This is a genomic window from Faecalimonas canis, assembly GCF_054601575.1.
Window position 1 is genome coordinate 35,605 of sequence record NZ_BAAHSI010000020.1, and the last position, 20,642, is coordinate 56,246.

The window sequence follows — 20,642 nt, forward strand, 5'->3', positions numbered from 1 at the left end:
AATGATGAAAAGTCTGAATGAAGATTTAAAGACGGGAAAATTTAAGCAGGTTTATCTTCTGTTCGGGGAAGAAAATTATTTAAAAAAGCAATATAAAGACAGACTGACAAAGGCGTTGATTTCTGAAGAAGATACAATGAATTATGCGTATTATGAAGGAAAAGGAATAGATGTCAGGGAAATTATTGACTTGGCGGAAACGATGCCTTTTTTTAGCGAACGGAGATTGATTGTTATTGAAAATTCAGGATTTTTTAAAAATGCTACGCCTGAACTTGCAGAATATATGAAAGATATTCCTGAAACGACCTATTTTGTTTTTGTGGAAACGGAACTGGACAAAAGAAGCAAATTGTTTAAAGCGGTAAAAGACAAGGGAAGAATTGTGGAACTTGCCAGACAGGATGAAAAGACGCTTGCGCGATGGATTTACGGAAATGTAAAAAAAGAAGGAAAACAGATTACGGAATCCTCCATTTATTATTTACTGTCCAAATGCGGAACAGATATGGAAAATTTGCAGAAAGAAATGGAAAAATTGTTTTGCTATACATTGGATAAAGAAGTCATACAAATAGAAGATATAGACGCAATTTGTACAACACAGATTACAAACGAGATTTTTGATATGGTAAATGCGGTTGCGGAGAAAAAACAGAAAAGAGCGTTGGACAGATATTATGATTTACTTGCATTAAAAGAACCGGCAATGAGAATTTTATATCTTCTTTCCAGACAGTTTCGTCTTTTGATGGAAGTAAAAGAAATGACGGGGCAGGGATATGATAAAAAGTCGATTGCATCTAAATCGGGTCTTCATCCATTTGCCGTTGGAAAATATATAGAACAGTCAAGACGATTTTCCAAGAAAGAACTGAGAAACATTCTTGAGGATAGTGTGGATATAGAAGAAAGAGTAAAAACAGGGCGATTACAAGATGTGCTGGCGGTGGAACTTTTCATTGTCAAATACTCTTCAAATAGTGTATAATAGTCAATTAGATTAGAGTAATGGAGGAACAAACGTGGCAGGAATAGAACAGAGTAAAATACGAAATTTTTGCATTATTGCACATATAGATCACGGCAAGTCAACTTTGGCAGACCGTATTATTGAAAAGACAGGACTTTTGACAAGTAGGGAGATGCAGTCACAGGTTCTTGACAATATGGAACTGGAAAGAGAACGAGGGATTACAATTAAAGCACAGACAGTTCGTACAGTTTACCGTGCGAAAAATGGTGAGGAATACATTTTTAACTTAATTGATACACCGGGGCATGTGGATTTCAACTATGAAGTATCAAGAAGTCTTGCTGCTTGTGACGGTGCGATTCTTGTAGTTGATGCCGCGCAAGGTGTGGAAGCACAGACATTGGCAAATGTATATTTAGCGTTAGACCATGACTTAGATGTAATGCCGGTTATCAATAAGATAGATTTGCCTAGTGCAGAGCCGGAAAGAGTAATAGAAGAAATTGAAGATGTTATTGGAATTGAGGCGGAAGATGCACCGCGTATTTCTGCGAAAACAGGGTTAAATGTAGATGATGTTCTTGAACAGATTGTGGAGAAAATTCCGGCGCCGACAGGGGATGCCAACGCACCTTTGCAAGCATTGATTTTTGATTCTGTGTATGATTCTTATAAAGGGGTTATTGTATTTTGCCGAATTAAAGAAGGAACAGTGAAAAAAGGAACAACTATTCAGATGATGGCAACCGGAGCGAAAGCAGAAGTTGTGGAAGTTGGATATTTTGGAGCAGGGCAGTTTATTCCTTGTGATGAACTGAGTGCGGGAATGGTTGGTTATATTACAGCGAGCCTTAAAAATGTAAAAGATACACGAGTTGGTGATACAATCACAAATGCGGCAAATCCTTGTAAAGAGGCTCTTCCGGGATATAAGAAAGTACAGCCGATGGTGTATTGCGGTATGTATCCGGCAGACGGAGCAAAATATCAGGATTTAAGAGATGCCTTAGAAAAGTTACAGTTAAATGATGCCGCACTTCAATTTGAACCGGAAACCTCTATTGCGTTGGGATTCGGTTTCCGATGCGGATTTTTAGGGTTACTTCATTTGGAAATCATTCAGGAACGTTTAGAGAGAGAATATAATTTAGATTTGGTAACAACAGCACCGGGCGTTATTTATAAAGTGCATAAAACGAATGGGGAGGTTATTGATTTAACAAATCCATCAAATCTTCCGGATCCTGCGGAAATCGATTACATGGAAGAACCTATGGTAAAAGCGGAAATTATGGTTACTTCAGAATTTATCGGGGCTATAATGGATCTTTGCCAAGAAAGACGAGGCGTATATCAGGGAATGGAATATATTGAAGAAACAAGAGCGGTTCTTCATTATCATTTACCATTAAATGAAATTATTTATGATTTCTTTGATGCATTAAAATCACGCTCAAGAGGATATGCTTCATTTGATTATGAAATGCTCGGTTATGAAAAATCCGAACTGGTTAAACTGGACATTCTTATTAATAAAGAAGAAGTGGATGCCTTATCTTTTATTGTATTTAGTGGAAGTGCTTATGAACGTGGAAGAAAAATGTGTGAAAAATTAAAAGAAGAAATACCAAGACAGTTGTTTGAAATACCGATTCAGGCTGCTGTGGGAAGCAAAATTATTGCAAGAGAAACGGTAAAAGCAATGCGTAAAGACGTACTCGCGAAATGTTACGGTGGAGATATTTCCCGTAAGAGAAAACTGTTAGAGAAACAAAAAGAAGGAAAGAAGAGAATGCGTCAGGTGGGAAATGTAGAAATTCCACAGAAAGCATTTATGAGTGTATTGAAACTGGACGATAAATAACTTCAATTGGGGACGTAGTAAAATGAAGAAATGCTACGTCCCCAATTGAAGTTTACCCCGTCCCTTTTTGGAGGGTATGAAGATGAGAAGAGATTTAGAATTATATATTCACATTCCATTTTGTGTGAAAAAGTGTGCATATTGTGATTTTTTATCAGGACCGGCAAATAAAGAAACAATAGAGGAGTATGTGCAGGCTCTTATCCGTGAGATAAAATCGGTTGAAAGTATGAAAGAGATGTATCAGGTGGTTACTATTTTTGTGGGTGGCGGAACGCCGTCTGTTTTAGAAGGAGAACAGATAGAGCGAATTTTTGAGGCAATTAGAGAAAGATTTGGACTGGATGATGAAAGTGAGATTACAATTGAAGCAAATCCGGGAACAGTGACGAGAGAAAAAATGCAGGCGTACAAGCGTGCGGGAATAAACCGCATCAGTTTCGGTCTACAATCTGCTAACAATGAAGAGTTAAAGAAACTTGGAAGAATACATACATATGAAGAGTTTTTGGAAAGTTATATGCTGGCTCGGGAGGAAGGATTTGATAATATCAATATTGATTTGATTTCTGCTATTCCTAATCAGACAGTGGAAAGTTGGAAAAGTACGGTAGATAAGATTTTAAAATTGCAACCGGAACATATTTCAGCATATAGTTTGATTGTAGAAGAAGGAACACCTTTTGAAAAAATGTATGGTGAGGACGGAAGCAAGAAAGAAGAACTTCCAAGTGAGGAAGAAGAGCGTATGATTTATCAAAAAACGAAGGAGTGGCTTAAAGAAGCGGGATATGAACGATATGAAATTTCCAATTATGCGAAGAAAGGGTATGCTTGCAGACATAATCTAGGTTATTGGGAGAGAAAAGAATATTTAGGGTTGGGGCTTGGAGCGTCCTCTCTTATAGGAAATGTACGTTTTCAAAATACAAGTGAGATGAAAATATATTTACAATGTGCTGATAATGAAGAAAAGAGAATAGAAAACAGAGAAGTTCTGACAAAAGAAGAGGAATTGGAAGAAACGATTTTTTTAGGTTTGCGGAAAATGCAAGGAATTTTAAAAAGGGAAGTGGAATCTTTTTGTGGAGAGCAGATAGAAAAAATGATTTGTCAGGGGTTTTTAGAGGAAAAGGAAGGAAGAATTCGTTTGACAGATAAAGGAATTGACATCAGTAATTATGTGTTTGCTGAGATACTATCGTAGATATACACGGATTTTGACGTTCTTATTAAAATCAGATATAATATATTTCATAAGATAATGGAAACTACAAAGGAGAGAGAAACATGACATATAATGAACTGTTAGAACAGGCAAGACAAGAAGTCGGTCCGTACTGCAAAGCCTGCCCGGTATGTAACGGAAAAGCGTGCAAAAATCAGATGCCCGGACCGGGAGCAAAAGGAGCAGGCGATACCGCTATACGCAATTATGAAAAGTGGAAGGATATTCGTCTGCAGATGGATACGATTGGAAAAAATCAAAAAGCAGATACAACATTTAATATTTTTGGAAAAACTTTTCGCTATCCGTTATTTGCAGGTCCGGTAGGTGCGGTTAATTTACATTATGGGAAAAAATATAATGATGAATCTTACAATAACATTTTAGTTTCAGCTTGTGCAGAAGCGGGAATTGCGGCGATGACAGGGGACGGTGTAAATGAGAATGTTATGAAAGTGGCTACAGAAGCAATTAAAAAAGCAAATGGAATCGGAATTCCGACAATAAAGCCGTGGGATATGGAGAAAATTCAAGAAAAAATAAAATTGGCAGATGCGTCAGGTGCATTTGCGGTAGCAATGGATATAGATGCGTCAGGATTACCGTTTTTACAGGCGGAAAATTCAGGAGCAGGGAAAAAATCAGTGGAGGAATTACATCGCATTGCAAAAAGTACATATGCTCCGTTTATCGTAAAAGGAATTATGACCGTTCGTGGAGCATTGAAAGCAGAGTCTGCGGGAGCAGATGCAATTGTTGTTTCTAATCATGGCGGAAGAGTGCTTGATCAGTGTCCTGCAACAGCGGAAGTGCTTGAAGAAATTGCAAATGCAGTCAAAGGGAAAATGAAAATTTTTGTGGACGGAGGTATCCGTTCGGGAGCGGATGTATTTAAGGCACTTGCTTTAGGAGCGGACGGCGTCATTATTTGCAGACCATTTGTAACGGCTTTATACGGTGGAGGAGAAGAAGGCGTAAAATTATATATTGAAAAAATAGGACAGGAACTTGCAGATGCAATGGAAATGTGTGGGGCAAATGCATTGAAAGAAATTACGAAAGAAATGATTTGGCGTCCTTAGGAAGAGAAAAGGCATGGGGAAAACTCATGTCTTTTTTGATAATAAAAACTATAAAAAATATATAAACACTGTTGACAAACGAAAAACATAGTGCTATCTTAATATTCGTAAGGTGTTAGCACTCGAAAGTTATGAGTGCTAATAAAACGAAAAGGAGGTAAGAGATGAAGTCAAATCAGGAACTAGATGCGAGAAAGATGAAAATTCTTCAGACAATCATCAAAACGTATTTAGAAACAGGTGAACCGGTTGGCTCAAGAACAATTTCAAAATATACAGACTTGAATTTAAGTTCTGCGACAATACGAAATGAGATGGCTGATTTGGAAGATTTAGGCTACATTATTCAACCTCATACATCGGCAGGAAGAATTCCTTCGGATAAAGGTTACAGACTTTATGTCGATATGCTGATGGAAGAAAAAGAGCAGGAAGTCACCGGCATGAAAGAGCAGATGCTCGAAAAGGCAGATAAGATGGATCAGTTATTAAAGCAGGTGGCGAAGGTACTGGCGAACAGTACCAATTATGCGACAATGATTTCTGCTCCAACTTATAATAGGAATAAACTAAAGTTCATTCAGCTGTCACAAGTAGATGAGAACCAGATTATTGCCGTTATTGTAATGGAAGGAAATATCATTAAGAATAAGATTGTGACCGTATCAGAGTGTTTAGGAAATGAAACATTATTGAAATTAAATATGTTGCTGAATACAAACCTGAACGGAATGTCTATTGAAGAAATCAATCTTGGAATGATAGCAAGACTGAAAGAACAGGCAGGTATCCATAGTGAAGTTATCAGCGAAGTGTTAGATGCGGTTGCAGAGGCAATACAGATAGACAATGATTTAGAAATCTACACAAGTGGAGCAACCAACATTTTCAAATATCCTGAATTGAGTGATAACCAAAGTGCACAGGAAATTATCAGCGCATTTGAAGAAAAACAGCAGTTGGCAAGTCTTGTAACGGAAACACTTTCCAGTGAAGGCAATAGAGGTATTCAGGTATATATAGGAAATGAAACTCCTGTACAGACAATGAAAGATTGCAGTGTTGTAACGGCAACCTATGAATTGGGAGAAGGAATGCAGGGAACGATAGGAATTATCGGACCAAAACGAATGGATTATGAAAATGTAATGAGGACGCTGAAAACACTTATGGCAGAGTTGGATGCGATATTTCATAAAGAACATTAGAAAGGTGGAACACCGGTGGATAAAAAGATGAGTAATGAAGAAATGGTAAAAGAAGCGGTGGAAGAAGCGAAGAAAAACGCTCAGTTAGAAAATGAGGAAACTGAAGAAACCGTGGAGGATGTGGAAGTAGAAGAAACTGAAACAGACGAAGAAACAGAAGATAAGAAAGACAAAAAGTTATTCAAACGCAAACCTAAGAAAGACAAGAAAGACGAGCAGATTGAGGACTTAACAGATAAATTAACAAGACAAATGGCAGAGTTTGATAATTATCGCAAACGTACAGAGAAAGAAAAAACAGCGATGTACGAAGTTGGAGCAAAAGAGGTAGTTGAAAAAATCTTACCGGTTGTGGATAACTTTGAAAGAGGGTTGGCAGCAGTTCCGGAAGATAAGAAAGATGATTCTTTTGTAGCTGGAATGGAGATGATTTACAAACAAATCATGACTACATTGGAAGAAATCGGAGTAAAACCGATTGAAGCAGTGGGAACAGGGTTCAATCCTGATTTTCATAACGCAGTTATGCACGTTGAAGATGAAGAACTCGGAGAAAATATTGTGGTGGAAGAATTTCAGAAAGGTTACACTTACAGAGAAAGCGTAGTTCGTCACAGTATGGTAAAAGTAGCAAACTAAACCAAAGCACTTAGTGAGGTGTTTTCGAACTTAGTGCGAAGGTTGTCCGAGGAAATTTGGCGAGATATTTTATGAGCCTAGTGATTCGGACTTCCTTATTAGAAGTATATAGTGATTCAGAATTTAGGAGGAATTTAATCATGGGAAAAATTATTGGTATTGATTTAGGAACAACAAACAGTTGTGTAGCAGTTATGGAAGGTGGACAGCCTACAGTAATTGCAAATACAGAAGGGGCAAGAACAACACCGTCTGTTGTTGCATTCACAAAAACAGGAGAACGTTTAGTTGGTGAACCTGCAAAACGTCAGGCTGTAACAAACGCAGATAAAACAATTTCATCTATTAAAAGAGAAATGGGTACAGATTACAAAGTAGCCATTGATGAGAAAAAATATTCTCCACAGGAAATTTCAGCAATGGTACTTCAGAAATTAAAAGCAGACGCTGAAAGTTATTTAGGAGAAAAAGTTTCAGAAGCAGTTATCACAGTTCCTGCTTACTTCAACGATGCTCAGCGTCAGGCAACAAAAGATGCAGGTAAAATCGCAGGTCTTGATGTAAAACGTATTATTAACGAACCAACAGCAGCAGCACTTGCGTATGGTCTTGATAACGAAAAAGAACAGAAAATCATGGTATATGACCTTGGTGGTGGTACATTTGATGTTTCTATCATTGAAATCGGTGACGGAGTTATCGAAGTATTATCGACAGCAGGAGATAATAAACTTGGTGGTGATGACTTCGACCAAAAAGTCACAGATTATATGTTAGCAGAATTTAAACGTATGGAAGGCGTTGACTTATCTACAGATAAAATGGCACTTCAGAGATTAAAAGAAGCAGCAGAAAAAGCGAAAAAAGAACTTTCTTCTGCAACAACAACAAACATTAACTTACCATTTATTACAGCAACAGCAGAAGGTCCAAAACATTTTGATATGAACCTTACAAGAGCAAAATTTGATGAATTAACACACGACTTAGTTGAGAGAACTGCTGAACCTGTAACAAGAGCATTATCAGATGCAGGACTTACAGCATCTGAATTAGGTCAGGTATTATTAGTAGGTGGTTCTACACGTATTCCGGCTGTTCAGGATAAAGTAAAACAATTAACAGGAAAAGAACCAAGTAAATCATTAAACCCAGATGAATGTGTTGCATTAGGAGCATCTGTTCAGGGTGGTAAATTAGCAGGAGATGCCGGTGCAGGTGACATCCTTTTACTTGATGTAACACCACTTTCATTATCTATTGAAACAATGGGTGGTATTGCAACAAGATTAATTGAAAGAAATACAACAATCCCAACAAAGAAAAGCCAGATTTTCTCTACAGCGGCAGATAATCAGTCAGCAGTTGATATTAATGTTGTACAGGGAGAAAGACAGTTCGCAAGAGATAATAAATCACTCGGACAGTTCAGACTTGATGGAATTGCTCCTGCTCCACGTGGAATCCCTCAGATTGAAGTTACATTCGATATTGATGCAAATGGTATCGTAAACGTATCAGCAAAAGATTTGGGAACAGGAAAAGAACAGCATATTACAATTACAGCAGGTTCTAATATGTCAGACAGCGATATTGAAAAGGCTGTAAAAGAAGCAGCAGAATTTGAAGCACAGGATAAAAAACGTAAAGAAGCAATCGATGCAAGAAATGATGCTGACGCAATGATTTTCCAGACAGAAAAAGCATTGAGCGAAGTTGGAGATAAAATTGACGCAAATGAAAAAGCAGCAGTGGAAGCAGATATTCAGGCATTAAAAGATATTTTAGCAAAATCAACACCTGAAAATGTTACAGACGCACAGGTTGAAGAAATTAAAGCCGGAAAAGAAAAATTAATGACAAGTGCACAGCAGTTATTTACAAAAATGTATGAGCAGGCTGGAGCAGCAGCCGGAGCAGCAGGTCCAACATCTGAACAACAGGCAGGTCCGGCACCGGAAGGATTTAACGGTGATGATGTAGTTGACGGAGATTACAAAGAAGTTTAATTCTAAGAAGAATAAGTAAGGAGGTGTTCTGCGGAATTTGAATAAATTCAGGTTTCGCAGAACTTCCTTGTAAATAAATATGAAAGGTAGATAGAAAATGGCTGAAACAAAAAGAGATTATTATGAGGTGTTGGGTGTTGACAGAAATGCTGATGACGCGGCACTGAAAAAAGCATATAGAGTGTTAGCCAAGAAATATCACCCTGATATGAATCCGGGAGATGCAGAGGCAGAAAAGAAATTTAAAGAGGCTTCAGAAGCATATGCTGTGTTAAGTGACGCAGAAAAACGCCGTCAGTATGATCAGTTTGGACACGCTGCATTTGAAGGTGGCGGTGCAGGCGGTGCAGGCGGTTTCGGCGGATTTAGCAGTGCGGATTTTGGAGATATTTTCGGAGATATTTTCGGAGATTTCTTTGGCGGAGGCGGACGCCGTTCAGGGCGTGCAAATAATGGTCCAATGAAAGGGGCAAATGTCCGAAAAGGAGTTCGTATTACATTCGAAGAAGCAATTTTTGGTTGTGAAAAGGAACTGGAAGTTATTTTAAAAGAACCTTGTAAAACATGTAATGGAACAGGAGCAAAACCGGGGACAAGTCCGGAAACCTGTTCAAAATGTGGAGGAAAAGGTCAGGTTGTATATACACAGCAGTCTTTCTTTGGAACGGTACAGAACGTACAAACTTGTCCGGATTGTCATGGAAGTGGAAAGATTATTAAGGATAAATGCTCAGATTGTGGCGGAACAGGTTATGTTTCTGTTAAAAAGACAATCAAAGTATCTATTCCTGCGGGAATTGACAATGGGCAGAGCGTAAGAATCCGTGATAAAGGAGAACCGGGAGTAAACGGAGGTCCAAGAGGAGATTTACTTGTGGAAGTTACTGTATCAAGACACCCTATTTTCCAAAGACAAGATGTACATATTTTCTCAACAGCACCTATTACATTTGCTCAGGCAGCATTAGGTGGAGATGTTCGTATTAAGACAGTTGATGGAGAAGTAATTTATACAGTGAAACCGGGAACAAAGACAGATACAAAAGTAAGGCTAAAAGGAAAAGGAGTTCCTTCTCTTCGTAACCCTCAACTTCGTGGCGATCATTATGTGACATTAGTGATTCAGACACCGGAAAAATTAAGTGCAGAAGCAAAAGAGGCACTTCGTAAATTTGATGCATTGACAGGAAACTCTTTACATCAAGAAGAGCCGACAGCAGCGGAAGAAGAAAAGAAAAAACCAAAGAAAAAAGGGTTTATGGATAAATTAAAAGAAACTTTCGAGGACTAAGCATGAGAAAGCAGGTAGAATGTCGTAAAGCGAAAGAGAGTGATTTGCCGAGAATAATGGAAATTATTGAGGATGCGAGAGTGTTTATGCGGGGATTCGATATGGATCAGTGGCAGAACGGTTATCCGAATGAAGAAGTATTTCGACATGATATTGTTTTAGGGGAATGTTATGTAGCAGTTTGTGATGATGGGATTGCAGGCGTTATGGTGGTGTCTGACATACCGGAAAAATGTTATGAAGAGATTGTCGGACAGGGGTGGCTGACAGATGGACAGCCATACATGACAATTCACCGTATGGCAGTGTCGGAAAACTATCGTGGTACAAATATTGCAGAGAAGATGATTTCTTTTGCGGAAAAATTATGCATGGAGAAAAATCGCGGAAGTCTTAGAATAGATACTCATAAGAAAAATCTGGCTATGCAAAAATTTTTGAAAAAGCAAGAATTTTCTTATTGTGGTGTAGTTGATTATAAAGACACCGCAGGGGATACTTTACGGTTAGCATATGAAAAAGTAAACTAGGAATTTCCTGAATGTCGGGCAGGTATGCGGGCATTTGGGAAATTTTTGTATGAAATGGAATAGATTTTTTTATTGTTTTCATGTAGAATAAGAAACGAGTGAGGTGAAGAGATGAAATATAAATTATTTGAAATAGGGCCTGTTACGGTGTACAGTTATGGTCTGATGATTGCAATCGGAATTGTTTTAGCATTTTTAGTTGCTGAATCAAGAGCAAAAAAAAGGGGGCTGAATGGAGATGATATATACGGCCTGGGAATTTTGGGACTTATCGGTGGAGTAATAGGTGCAAAATTACTGTTTTTCCTTACGGAAATTGATAGTATTCTAGAAAATCCAAAGATTATGCTTAGTTTTTCAGAAGGATTTGTTGTTTATGGAGGAATACTTGGTGGAATTGTAGGCGCGTATATTTATTGTAAATGGAAGAAACTTTCGGTTCTTAAATATTTTGATTTGGCAGTTCCGTCGCTGGCGCTTGCACAGGGATTTGGAAGAATAGGATGCTTCTTGGCAGGATGCTGTTATGGAAGAGAAACGAGCGCGTGGTATGGAATAACTTTTCATGACTCACCGTTTGCTCCAAATGGAGTATCTTTAATTCCGACACAATTATTGTCAAGCGGGGCGGATTTTCTGCACTTTTTTCTGTTGCTTTATATTGCAGGGAAGAAGAAAAAGGACGGTATTGTCGTTGTGGCATATATGATTTTCTATAGTATAGGCAGATTTTTGATTGAATGTTTGAGAAATGACCCGCGTGGAAGTGTAAGTATTTTATCGACTTCCCAGTTTATTTCTATTTTTATGCTTACGGCAGGATTGATTGCATTGGCGATGTTGAAAAAGAAAGAGCAGAATAACTAAGAGGAGGGAAGTATGTTTACCGGAGTGAGAAAACGGCAGACAAAAAATGAATTAAATATTGATTGGAAACATTTTTATAAAAGTGTACTTGTACTTGTTGTACCAATGGCACTACAGAATTTGATTAATGTCGGTGTGACGGCGGCAGACGTTATGATGCTTGGTGCTGTCGGAGAAGATGTGCTTTCAGGTGCGTCTTTAGCGGGACAGATTCAGTTTATTATGACGTTGATTTTTATGGGAATCACATCAGGAGCAACAGTATTGACAGCACAGTATTGGGGAAAAGGCGATACGAGAACGATTGAAAAAATATTGGGAATGGGACTTCGTTTCGGATGCATTGTTGCACTTGTTTTTGGTGCGGGAGCGTTATTTTTCCCTGAACCGTTAATGAAAATTTATACAAGTGAGCCGGCTGTTATCGCAGAGGGTGTGAAATATTTGCGGATAGTCGGATGTTCATATATTTTTATGGCATTTACGCAAGTATATTTGAATATTATGCGAAGTATCGAAAGAGTTGTAATTGCAACTATCGTATATATGATTTCTCTCTGTGCAAATATTACGATTAATGCAGTTTTAATTTACGGACTGCTTGGATTTCAACCGTTAGGTGTACGCGGTGCTGCCATTGGAACACTGCTGTCGAGAATTATAGAATTTATTATTGTTATGTGTTATGCACACTTTAAAAATAAGACAGTCAAAATCCGTCTGTATGATTTATGGCATACGGATAAAGTGTTATTAAAAGACTATTTGGTATATTCTATGCCGGTTGTTTTAAATGAGTTGATGTGGGGTATGGGAAGTTCGGCAAATACAGCAATTATAGGGCATTTGGGAAGTGCGGCGGTGGCAGCCAACTCGGTTGCACAGGTCGTAAGACAGTTGGCACAAGTTGTTGTGTTCGGAATTTCCAATGCGACAGCAATTTATTTAGGAAAAACAATCGGAGAAAAGAAATTGGAACATGCAAAAGCATACGGAAAAAGATTTACTGTTTTAAGTCTGATTTTGGGACTTATGGGGGCAGCGGTGATTTTGATTTCCGCACCGATAGCGAATGCAACTATGGCTTTATCTAACGAAGCACAGGGCTACCTTGTGTTTATGTTTTTTGTTATGTCCTATTTTGCGGTTGCACAGGCAGTAAACTGTACTCTTGTTGTGGGAGTATTCCGTTCAGGAGGGGATACAAAATTCGGGCTGGTACTGGATGTTGGAACAATGTGGGGATGTTCGATTCTTTTAGGAGCGGCAGCGGCATTTATCTTTCATTGTAGTGTACCGGTAGTTTATGTTATACTAATGAGTGATGAGATTATCAAACTGCCATTTACAATTAAGAGGTTCTTCAGTTACAAATGGTTGAAAGATGTTACCCGTGATAATTTGGCAGATGTTTCGTAACTAAGATGCAGGAGCATTTTAAATTTATAAATAAAGGAGATTTTAATGATGAGAATAGTATCAACAGAAAAAGCACCAAAAGCATTAGGACCATATTCGCAGGGATATGTACATAATGGGATTTTTTACTCGGCAGGTCAGATTGCAATTAATCCTGAAACAGATACTGTTGAAGCAGATGACATTGCAGGTCAGACAGAACAGGTTTGCAAAAATGCGGGAGAAGTTTTAAAAGCAGCTGGAAGTTCATTTGACAAAGTATTGAAAACAACTTGCTTTTTAAACGATATGGCAGATTTTGCCGCATTTAATGAAGTTTATGCAAAATACTTCACATCAAAACCGGCAAGAAGTTGTGTTGCAGTAAAAACTTTACCGAAAAACGTGCTTTGTGAAGTAGAAATGATTGCAGTAGTAGAAGAATAGGAAGTGAAATAAAATGGCAGAACAGGAAAAGAATAGTTCATGTTCACCGGAAAGTTGTTCATCCTGTGAACACGCCGGCTCATGTCCAAGTAAGATGGACTTAAAAGTTCCGGCAAATGAATATACACACGTTAAAAAGGTAATCGGAGTTGTCAGTGGTAAAGGTGGAGTAGGAAAATCGATGGTAACCGCTTCCCTTGCCAGAATGATGAGAGAACAGGGATATTCGGTAGGTATTCTTGATGCAGATATTACAGGACCGTCTATCCCGAAAATGTACGGTATTCATGAACACGCAGTTGGAAATGAATTGGGTATGTTTCCGTGTATCGCAAAAGACGGGACAAGAATTATGTCTGTGAATCTTTTGTTAGATTCGGAAGATACGCCTGTTATTTGGAGAGGACCGATTATTGCAGGAGTGGTAAAACAGTTTTGGAATGAGGTGCTTTGGGGAGATTTAGATTATCTCTTCGTAGATATGCCTCCGGGAACAGGGGACGTTCCTCTCACGGTATTCCAATCACTCCCTGTTGACAGTGTAGTAATTGTTTCTTCCCCACAGGATTTAGTGCAGATGATTGTAAAAAAAGCCTATTATATGGCAAGACAGATGGACATTTCTGTTTTAGGACTTGTAGAAAATTTCAGTTATTTAGAGTGTCCTGACTGTAAAAAGAAAATTTCCGTATTTGGTGAGAGCCGTGCGGACGAGATTGCAAAAGAATTGAATATTGATGTCCTTGGAAAAATGCCTATTGATCCAAAATTAGCGGAAATGGTAGAAGAGGAAAAATTCTATGAGGTACATCATGATTATTTGAAAGATGCCATTGAAAAGTTAGTATAAGAAAAGGGTTGCGTGAAAACGTAACCCTTTTTAGTATCTAAAATAATTTCTTTTTGAAAGTTGTTGCAAACGTGCGTTCGATATGATAAGATAGAGAAAACGAACATATATTCGAGGTGCGGTATGAGAATTGCAGAGAAAATGTCTATAGAAGAAAAACTAAATATATTAACAGATGCGGCAAAGTATGATGTTGCCTGTACTTCAAGTGGTGTAGACAGACAGAATGACGGTAGGGGAATTGGAAATTGTGTGAAATCGGGAATATGCCACAGTTTTTCAGCGGACGGACGTTGCATTTCTTTGTTGAAAATTTTGTTTACAAACGAATGTATTTTTGACTGTAAATATTGTATAAACCGTTCTTCTAATGATGTTCCGCGAACTTCTTTCACACCGGAGGAAGTCTGTACATTGACAATGGAGTTTTATCGTAGAAATTACATCGAAGGATTATTTTTGAGTTCAGGTGTGTTGAAAAGTCCCGACTATACAATGGGGCTTTTGTACGAAACGCTTTATAAATTGCGGACAAAATATAATTTTCAAGGCTATATTCATGTAAAGGCAATTCCGGGAGCGAGTCAGGAATTGATACAAAGAATAGGATTTTTGGCAGATAGAATGAGTGTGAATTTGGAATTGCCTACTGCACAAGGGTTACGCCTTCTTGCCCCACATAAGACAAGAGAAAATATATTGAAACCTATGCGTTTTGTTCAAAATATAAGGAATGAAAATAAACATGAAGTGGCAGTATACAGAAATGCACCTCGATTTGTTCCGGCAGGACAGAGCACACAGATGATTATTGGAGCAACGCCGGAAACTGATTTTCAAATAATGCAGGTTGCAGAATCTTTATATAAGAAATTTGGATTAAAAAGAGTGTTTTATTCTGCGTTTGTAAAAGTAAACGAAGATTGTAATCTGCCGACAAAGACGGATGAAGGTCCGCCTCTTCTTCGCGAACATAGATTGTATCAGGCAGATTGGCTGTTGCGTTATTATGGGTTTGAGGCAGGAGAATTGCTTTCAGAGGAAAATCCTAATTTTAATGTATTACTTGACCCAAAGTGTAACTGGGCGTTGAAACATTTAGAATATTTTCCTGTAGAGATAAATAAGGCTGATTATCATACACTTTTGCGTGTACCGGGGATAGCCCATAAGTCTGCGTCCCGAATTATTAAGGCGAGAAGAACGGCAGTGCTGAGTTTTGAGGATTTGAAGAAAATGGGAGTAGTTTTAAAGAGAGCATTATATTTTCTTACCTGCAACGGCAAAATGATGTATCCGACTAAGATAGAAGAGAACTATATTATGAGAAATTTGCTAGATGCACAGGGGAAGACTCCTGCTCATATTCAGCAGATGACCTATAGGCAATTATCTTTATTTGATGATGTGAATTTCAGAAAGGAACAGATTTTTGATGAAAAAAGTATTTATTTGTGAGAATACGATAACGGGTATTTATTCGGGAATTTATGATGCATGGAAAATGAAACCAACGAGAGAACAGGTAGGAATCGCATTAAAGGGAGATATTGAACAAGAATTATTTTGTGAATATGAGGAAAGTGAAGAATCTGAAAATAAGGCAGTTGCGGTGGAGAATATGATTCGGAAACATTTGGGGCTTGAGGCTTACAGGGAAATTTATCACGCAATTCTTTCTCATGATGCAGGTAGAGGAGATGCTATATTGGGAATGATGATTGAGGCGAGAAATATTCCGAATAGTAGGAGGATAATGGAGCATTTGGGGAATGAGGATGTACGAAGAGTGTTTGAATTAAGTAGAAGAGTGTCGAATGAGGCACATTTTTTCAAGGAAATTTTAAGGTTTAGAGAACTTTCAAATGGAATACTGTTTGCGGAAATAGAGCCGGAAAATCAAATTCTTACCTGCATTGCAGGGCATTTTGCCAATCGGCTTCCGTTGGAAAACTGGATGATTTATGATGCGTCACATTATATGACTATTATACACAGGAAGAAGAAAAACTGGTTTTTTGTTATCGGGGAGAAACCGGATAGTGTGAGAATTACGCAATATTCTGAGAAGGAAAAACAAATGGAAAGTTTATGGAAAGGGGTATGCGAGAGTATTTCCATTAGGGAAAGAGAGAATTATCGGTTACAAAGACAACATTTACCGCTAAAATATCGTAAAAATATGGTGGAGTTTGCACAATAAATGAGTTGAGTTTTGTTAGAAATTAGTGAACAGTGCTATTGACGGTGAAAAGTGGATGTGAGATAATAGCAGTTGCTTCGAATAAACAAAGTTTGAGATGAATTAGAAAGAAGGTTCGTACATGAAAAGCGAATATAAAATCAGATTGTCAGAAACTTCAGATGTGAAAGATTTTGTGACTTCGGCAGAAAAATGCGATTTTGATATTGATATATCTTACAACAGATTCATTATTGATGCAAAATCTATCTTAGGCGTGTTGAGTTTAGACTTGACAAAAGTTTTGACAGTGAAATGTGCAGAAAGAAATGCGGAGTTTGAGAAAACGATACGAAAATATTGTGTGGCATAAAGGAGAAAGAGGAGAGAACTTTTGTTCTCTCCTCTTTTGGTTTATGATATAATATGTATAAAGAGTTAAAAAGAGGATATTATGGATAAGGAATTGATAAAAATTTCCGTGAGAAATCTTGTAGAGTTTATTTTGCGGGAAGGGGATATAGACAATCGTATATCGAGAACTGCTGATAAAGAAGCTATGCAACTGGGCAGTAAAATGCATCGTAAAATCCAAAGACAAATGGGTTCGTCTTACCATGCGGAAGTTCCTTTGAAAATGGTGCTGTATGAAGAGAATTATGATTTGCAGGTAGAAGGACGTGCTGATGGAATCGTGGAGGAGGAAGAAATTACAATTGACGAAATAAAAGGTGTTTTTCGTGATTTAGAGCAGGTGGAAAAACCGATAACGGTTCATCTTGCGCAGGCAAAATGTTATGCATACATCTATGGAAGACAGAAAAAATTGGAAAAAATTTCTGTGCAGATGACGTATTGTCATTTGGAAACGGAAGAGATAAAACGATTCAAAGAAAATTATCTGTTGGAAGAATTAGAGATATGGTTCAATAATTTGATTGAAGAATATAAAAAATGGGCTGAATTTCAGATTGATTGGAAAAAGGAAAGAAACAGGTCTATTAAGCAGATAGACTTTCCTTATGAATATCGTAAGGGGCAAAAAGAACTTGCCACATCTGTATATAAAACAATACTGCGGAGAAAGAAATTATTTATTCAAGCTCCGACAGGAGTAGGAAAAACAATGGCAACAGTATTTCCTTCCGTGAAGGCAGTGGGAGAAGGATTGGGTGAGAAGATTTTTTATCTGACGGCGAAAACAATTACCAGAACTGTTGCCGAACAAGCTTTTCAATTATTGAAAAAGCAGGGACTTCATTATAAAGTCGTTACATTGACGGCGAAAGAGAAGATTTGCTTTTGCGAGGACAAGGAATGTAATCCGGAGAGGTGTCCATATGCAAAAGGGCATTATGATAGGGTAAATCAGGCTGTTTACGATATGATTACGACAACAGATGATATGAGCAGAGAAAATATAGAAATCTATGCAAAAAAATATGAGGTCTGTCCGTTTGAAATGTCGCTGGATGTGGCATTATGGGTGGATGCAGTTATTTGTGATTATAATTATGTTTTTGACCCGAATGCACATTTACGTCGATTTTTTGCAGATGAAGTAAAAGGAGAATATTTATTTCTTATTGATGAAGCACATAATCTTGTTGAACGAGCAAGAGAAATGTATAGTGCTACTATATATAAAGAAGAATTTTTAGAAGCGAAGCGGATTGTAAAATTTTTAGATAAAAGATTAGAAAGAAAACTCGATATTTGCAATCGTCAACTGCTGGAATTAAAAAGGGAGTGCGAAACATATCAGGTACATCAGTCGGTAGGGCATTTTTCTATCAGTATGACTAATCTTTTAATGGAACTGGAACGGTTTATGGAAGAATGCGAAAGGACAGACGTAAAAGAAGAGTTATTGGAATTTTATTTTCACGTTCGTACGTTTTTAAATGTGTATGATATTTTAGATGAAAATTATACGATTTATACAGAATTAGATGAGGAAGGAAATTTTAAACTAAAACTTTTTTGTGTAAATCCGGCATTAAATTTACAAAACTTTTTAGATAAAGGAAACAGTACGATTTTCTTTTCAGCTACATTTCTTCCGATACATTATTACAAACAGTTACTTAGCACAGAAAAAGATAATTATGCTATTTATGTCAATTCACCCTTTGACACAAAAAACAGAGAAATTTTAATAGGAAGTGATGTGAGCAGTAAATACACAAAACGAAATATACAAACGTATGAAAAAATTGCTTTCTATATTATAGAAACTTTAAAAGTAAAAAGGGGAAATTACATTGCCTTTTTTCCATCTTATCAATTTATGGAAAATGTATATGAAATACTGGAACAGAAACTGACGGAAGAAACAACTTGTCTTTTGCAGGAAAAAATGATGACAGAACAAAAAAGAGAAGCGTTTCTAGAAGAATTCTCAAAAGAAAGGGAAGGAAATTTGCTCGGGCTTTGTGTTATGGGTGGAATTTTTTCAGAAGGAATTGATTTGACGGAAGAAAAACTGGTGGGAGCATTTATTGTAGGAACAGGATTGCCACAAATCTGCTATGAGCGGGAAATTTTAAGGCAATATTTTGAAAAGAAAAATGGAAAAGGATTTGATTATGCATATTTATATCCGGGAATGAACAAGGTATTACAGTCAGCGGGAAGAGTAATCCGAACGGAAACAGACAGAGGAGTTATTTTGTTGTTGGATGAAAGATTTTTGCAGCGACAATGTCAGGAAATTTTTCCTAGAGAATGGGCAGATGTAAAAAGATGCACGCTGGAGAGTGTAGGAGGGGAGATGAAGAAGTTTTGGGGACGTAGTAAACTTGAAAAAGACACTGTCCCGAATTAAAATTCACTGTGTTCCAAATTGCCAATTGCCCTGTCCCTTTTTGAAATTAAGTGAGGAAAAGCCTTAAAAACCGTATGTTTTATAGTAAGATAGAAAAGTTTTTGGATATTTTATAATAGAGCATGGAAAATTGGTGTATTTTGGGGCTTTAGAGTGGTTTAAAAATGAAAATACAGAGTTATTAGGGAAAAAGGGACAGGTTATTTCTGGAAAAGGTACAGGGGAAAACATAAAACGGGACGTAGTGAACTTAAAAAAACTACGTCCCGTTTCACAGTTTATTCAAAATACTTCAAAAATTCCAAGGTAGCCTTAGATGTCGGTACATGTTCATTATGTGCCACAACTAACTGGCGTTTCGGCAATTCATATTCTGTGTCTACCACAAAAAGATTTTTTGATTTTGGTACACAATAGTCAGGAATAAATGCAATTCCAAGTCCGATACGTGCAAGGTCAATTAAAAGGTCATTACTGCTCAATTCGATTTCAGGTACGAGGTCAAGTTGCTGTTGCTGGAAAAGACTGTGCAGAAATTCACTTGTAGTACTCTTGCGGTCAAGCATGAGAATAGGGTGGTTTAATAATTCTTTAAAAGAAAGTTTTCTCCCTTTTAATTCTTTGAAATCATTATTTGCAATAAATACGTCTTTAAATTCTTTGATTTTTTTAACTGTCGCTAAATTTCCTAAGTTTGTATTTGGATAGTTGGTGACAATTAAATCAACCTGTCCGGCTTCGAGTAAATCGACACATTTTAGAGAAGTCTGATTTGTTACTTTAATATGTATATTTGGAAAGTCTTTATGGAATTTTTCCAGATAAGGAACTAAAAAGTAACGGCAGATAGTGTCGCTTGCACCGATGCGGATTTGTCCGCCGGTAGACACAGAATCCATTATCTGAGCCTCTCCGCGTTTGATTAAATTCATTGCCGGCTCTACATGACGAAGTAAAATTTCCCCTTCAGGAGTTAATTGTACTTTTTTTGTACTTCGGATAAAAAGTGTCTGCTCTAATTTTTTTTCCAAAGCCTTAATCGACTGACTGACGGCAGATTGGGAAATGAAGAGTTGTTTTGACGCTTCTGAGAAACTTAATGTGGTTGCTACATAGTAAAAAACTTTATATAATTCATAATTGATATCCATTATTAGTCCTCCTTATAAAACTAAAAGTATTATAAGATATAATAGAGAGAATTACAAGATAAAAAAAGAATGACGATATGATATAACAATGGT

18 protein-coding genes are annotated in these 20,642 nt (G+C 37.4%); 17 read left to right on the forward strand and 1 reads right to left on the reverse strand.

The features are described 5' to 3' along the window. Positions 1–4: 4 nt before the first annotated feature. The 17 genes from holA (at position 5) to ACYPXO_RS06250 (ending at position 19,398) form a co-directional block, all read left to right on the forward strand. Positions 5–991 (forward strand): DNA polymerase III subunit delta, encoded by a 987-nt coding sequence (holA, locus tag ACYPXO_RS06170; protein WP_459639767.1) that lies wholly within the window; start codon positions 5–7, stop codon positions 989–991. Positions 992–1,025: 34 nt separating this feature from the next. Beyond that, entirely contained in the window at positions 1,026–2,840 is a 1,815-nt protein-coding gene (gene lepA / locus ACYPXO_RS06175) for a translation elongation factor 4 (protein WP_459639744.1), read from the forward strand. Between the two features lie 82 nt (positions 2,841–2,922). Then, a complete protein-coding gene (gene hemW, locus ACYPXO_RS06180) occupies positions 2,923–4,047 on the forward strand; it encodes a radical SAM family heme chaperone HemW (RefSeq protein WP_459639745.1) in 1,125 nt (374 codons plus the stop codon). An 83-nt stretch (positions 4,048–4,130) separates the two neighbouring features. After that, positions 4,131–5,150, forward strand: coding sequence for an alpha-hydroxy-acid oxidizing protein (locus ACYPXO_RS06185; RefSeq protein ID WP_459639746.1), 1,020 nt, complete (start codon positions 4,131–4,133; stop codon positions 5,148–5,150). A 164-nt stretch (positions 5,151–5,314) separates the two neighbouring features. Next, a complete protein-coding gene (gene hrcA, locus ACYPXO_RS06190; protein WP_459639747.1) occupies positions 5,315–6,358 on the forward strand; it encodes a heat-inducible transcriptional repressor HrcA in 1,044 nt (347 codons plus the stop codon). A gap of 27 nt (positions 6,359–6,385) precedes the next feature. Continuing rightward, complete coding sequence (gene grpE, locus ACYPXO_RS06195) at positions 6,386–6,997, forward strand: nucleotide exchange factor GrpE (protein WP_459639768.1); 612 nt, start codon at positions 6,386–6,388, stop codon at positions 6,995–6,997. A 140-nt stretch (positions 6,998–7,137) separates the two neighbouring features. Beyond that, positions 7,138–9,006 carry a molecular chaperone DnaK gene (gene dnaK, locus ACYPXO_RS06200; protein WP_459639748.1) on the forward strand — a complete coding sequence of 623 codons (1,869 nt, stop codon included), beginning with the start codon at positions 7,138–7,140 and terminating at the stop codon, positions 9,004–9,006. 97 nt (positions 9,007–9,103) lie between these two features. Then, positions 9,104–10,297, forward strand: a complete 1,194-nt coding sequence (gene dnaJ, locus ACYPXO_RS06205; protein WP_459639749.1) for a molecular chaperone DnaJ — start codon at positions 9,104–9,106, stop codon at positions 10,295–10,297. Between the two features lie 2 nt (positions 10,298–10,299). Continuing rightward, complete coding sequence (locus ACYPXO_RS06210) at positions 10,300–10,827, forward strand: GNAT family N-acetyltransferase (RefSeq protein ID WP_459639750.1); 528 nt, start codon at positions 10,300–10,302, stop codon at positions 10,825–10,827. 111 nt (positions 10,828–10,938) lie between these two features. Beyond that, positions 10,939–11,694 (forward strand): prolipoprotein diacylglyceryl transferase, encoded by a 756-nt coding sequence (locus ACYPXO_RS06215; protein WP_459639751.1) that lies wholly within the window; start codon positions 10,939–10,941, stop codon positions 11,692–11,694. A gap of 12 nt (positions 11,695–11,706) precedes the next feature. Then, a complete protein-coding gene (locus ACYPXO_RS06220; RefSeq protein WP_459639752.1) occupies positions 11,707–13,113 on the forward strand; it encodes an MATE family efflux transporter in 1,407 nt (468 codons plus the stop codon). Between the two features lie 48 nt (positions 13,114–13,161). Then, positions 13,162–13,539 carry a RidA family protein gene (locus ACYPXO_RS06225; protein ID WP_459639769.1) on the forward strand — a complete coding sequence of 126 codons (378 nt, stop codon included), beginning with the start codon at positions 13,162–13,164 and terminating at the stop codon, positions 13,537–13,539. 13 nt (positions 13,540–13,552) lie between these two features. Next, positions 13,553–14,389 carry a P-loop NTPase gene (locus ACYPXO_RS06230; protein WP_459639753.1) on the forward strand — a complete coding sequence of 279 codons (837 nt, stop codon included), beginning with the start codon at positions 13,553–13,555 and terminating at the stop codon, positions 14,387–14,389. Between the two features lie 123 nt (positions 14,390–14,512). Next, positions 14,513–15,847, forward strand: coding sequence for a putative DNA modification/repair radical SAM protein (locus ACYPXO_RS06235; RefSeq protein ID WP_459639754.1), 1,335 nt, complete (start codon positions 14,513–14,515; stop codon positions 15,845–15,847). Beyond that, positions 15,825–16,592: a TIGR03915 family putative DNA repair protein gene (locus ACYPXO_RS06240; protein ID WP_459639755.1), complete on the forward strand. Its 768-nt coding sequence runs from the start codon at positions 15,825–15,827 to the stop codon at positions 16,590–16,592. Before ACYPXO_RS06235 ends, ACYPXO_RS06240 begins: the two co-directional genes overlap by 23 nt. A gap of 121 nt (positions 16,593–16,713) precedes the next feature. Then, positions 16,714–16,944 (forward strand): HPr family phosphocarrier protein, encoded by a 231-nt coding sequence (locus ACYPXO_RS06245; protein WP_459639756.1) that lies wholly within the window; start codon positions 16,714–16,716, stop codon positions 16,942–16,944. Positions 16,945–17,025: 81 nt separating this feature from the next. After that, the gene (locus ACYPXO_RS06250; RefSeq protein WP_459639757.1) at positions 17,026–19,398 is read left to right on the forward strand and encodes an ATP-dependent DNA helicase; all 2,373 of its coding nucleotides are present in this window, start codon (positions 17,026–17,028) and stop codon (positions 19,396–19,398) included. Positions 19,399–19,676: 278 nt separating this feature from the next. On the opposite strand, the gene ACYPXO_RS06255 is transcribed toward ACYPXO_RS06250, so the two are convergent. Beyond that, positions 19,677–20,549, reverse strand: a complete 873-nt coding sequence (locus ACYPXO_RS06255; RefSeq protein ID WP_459639758.1) for a LysR family transcriptional regulator — start codon at positions 20,547–20,549, stop codon at positions 19,677–19,679. Between the last annotated feature and the right edge of the window lie 93 nt (positions 20,550–20,642).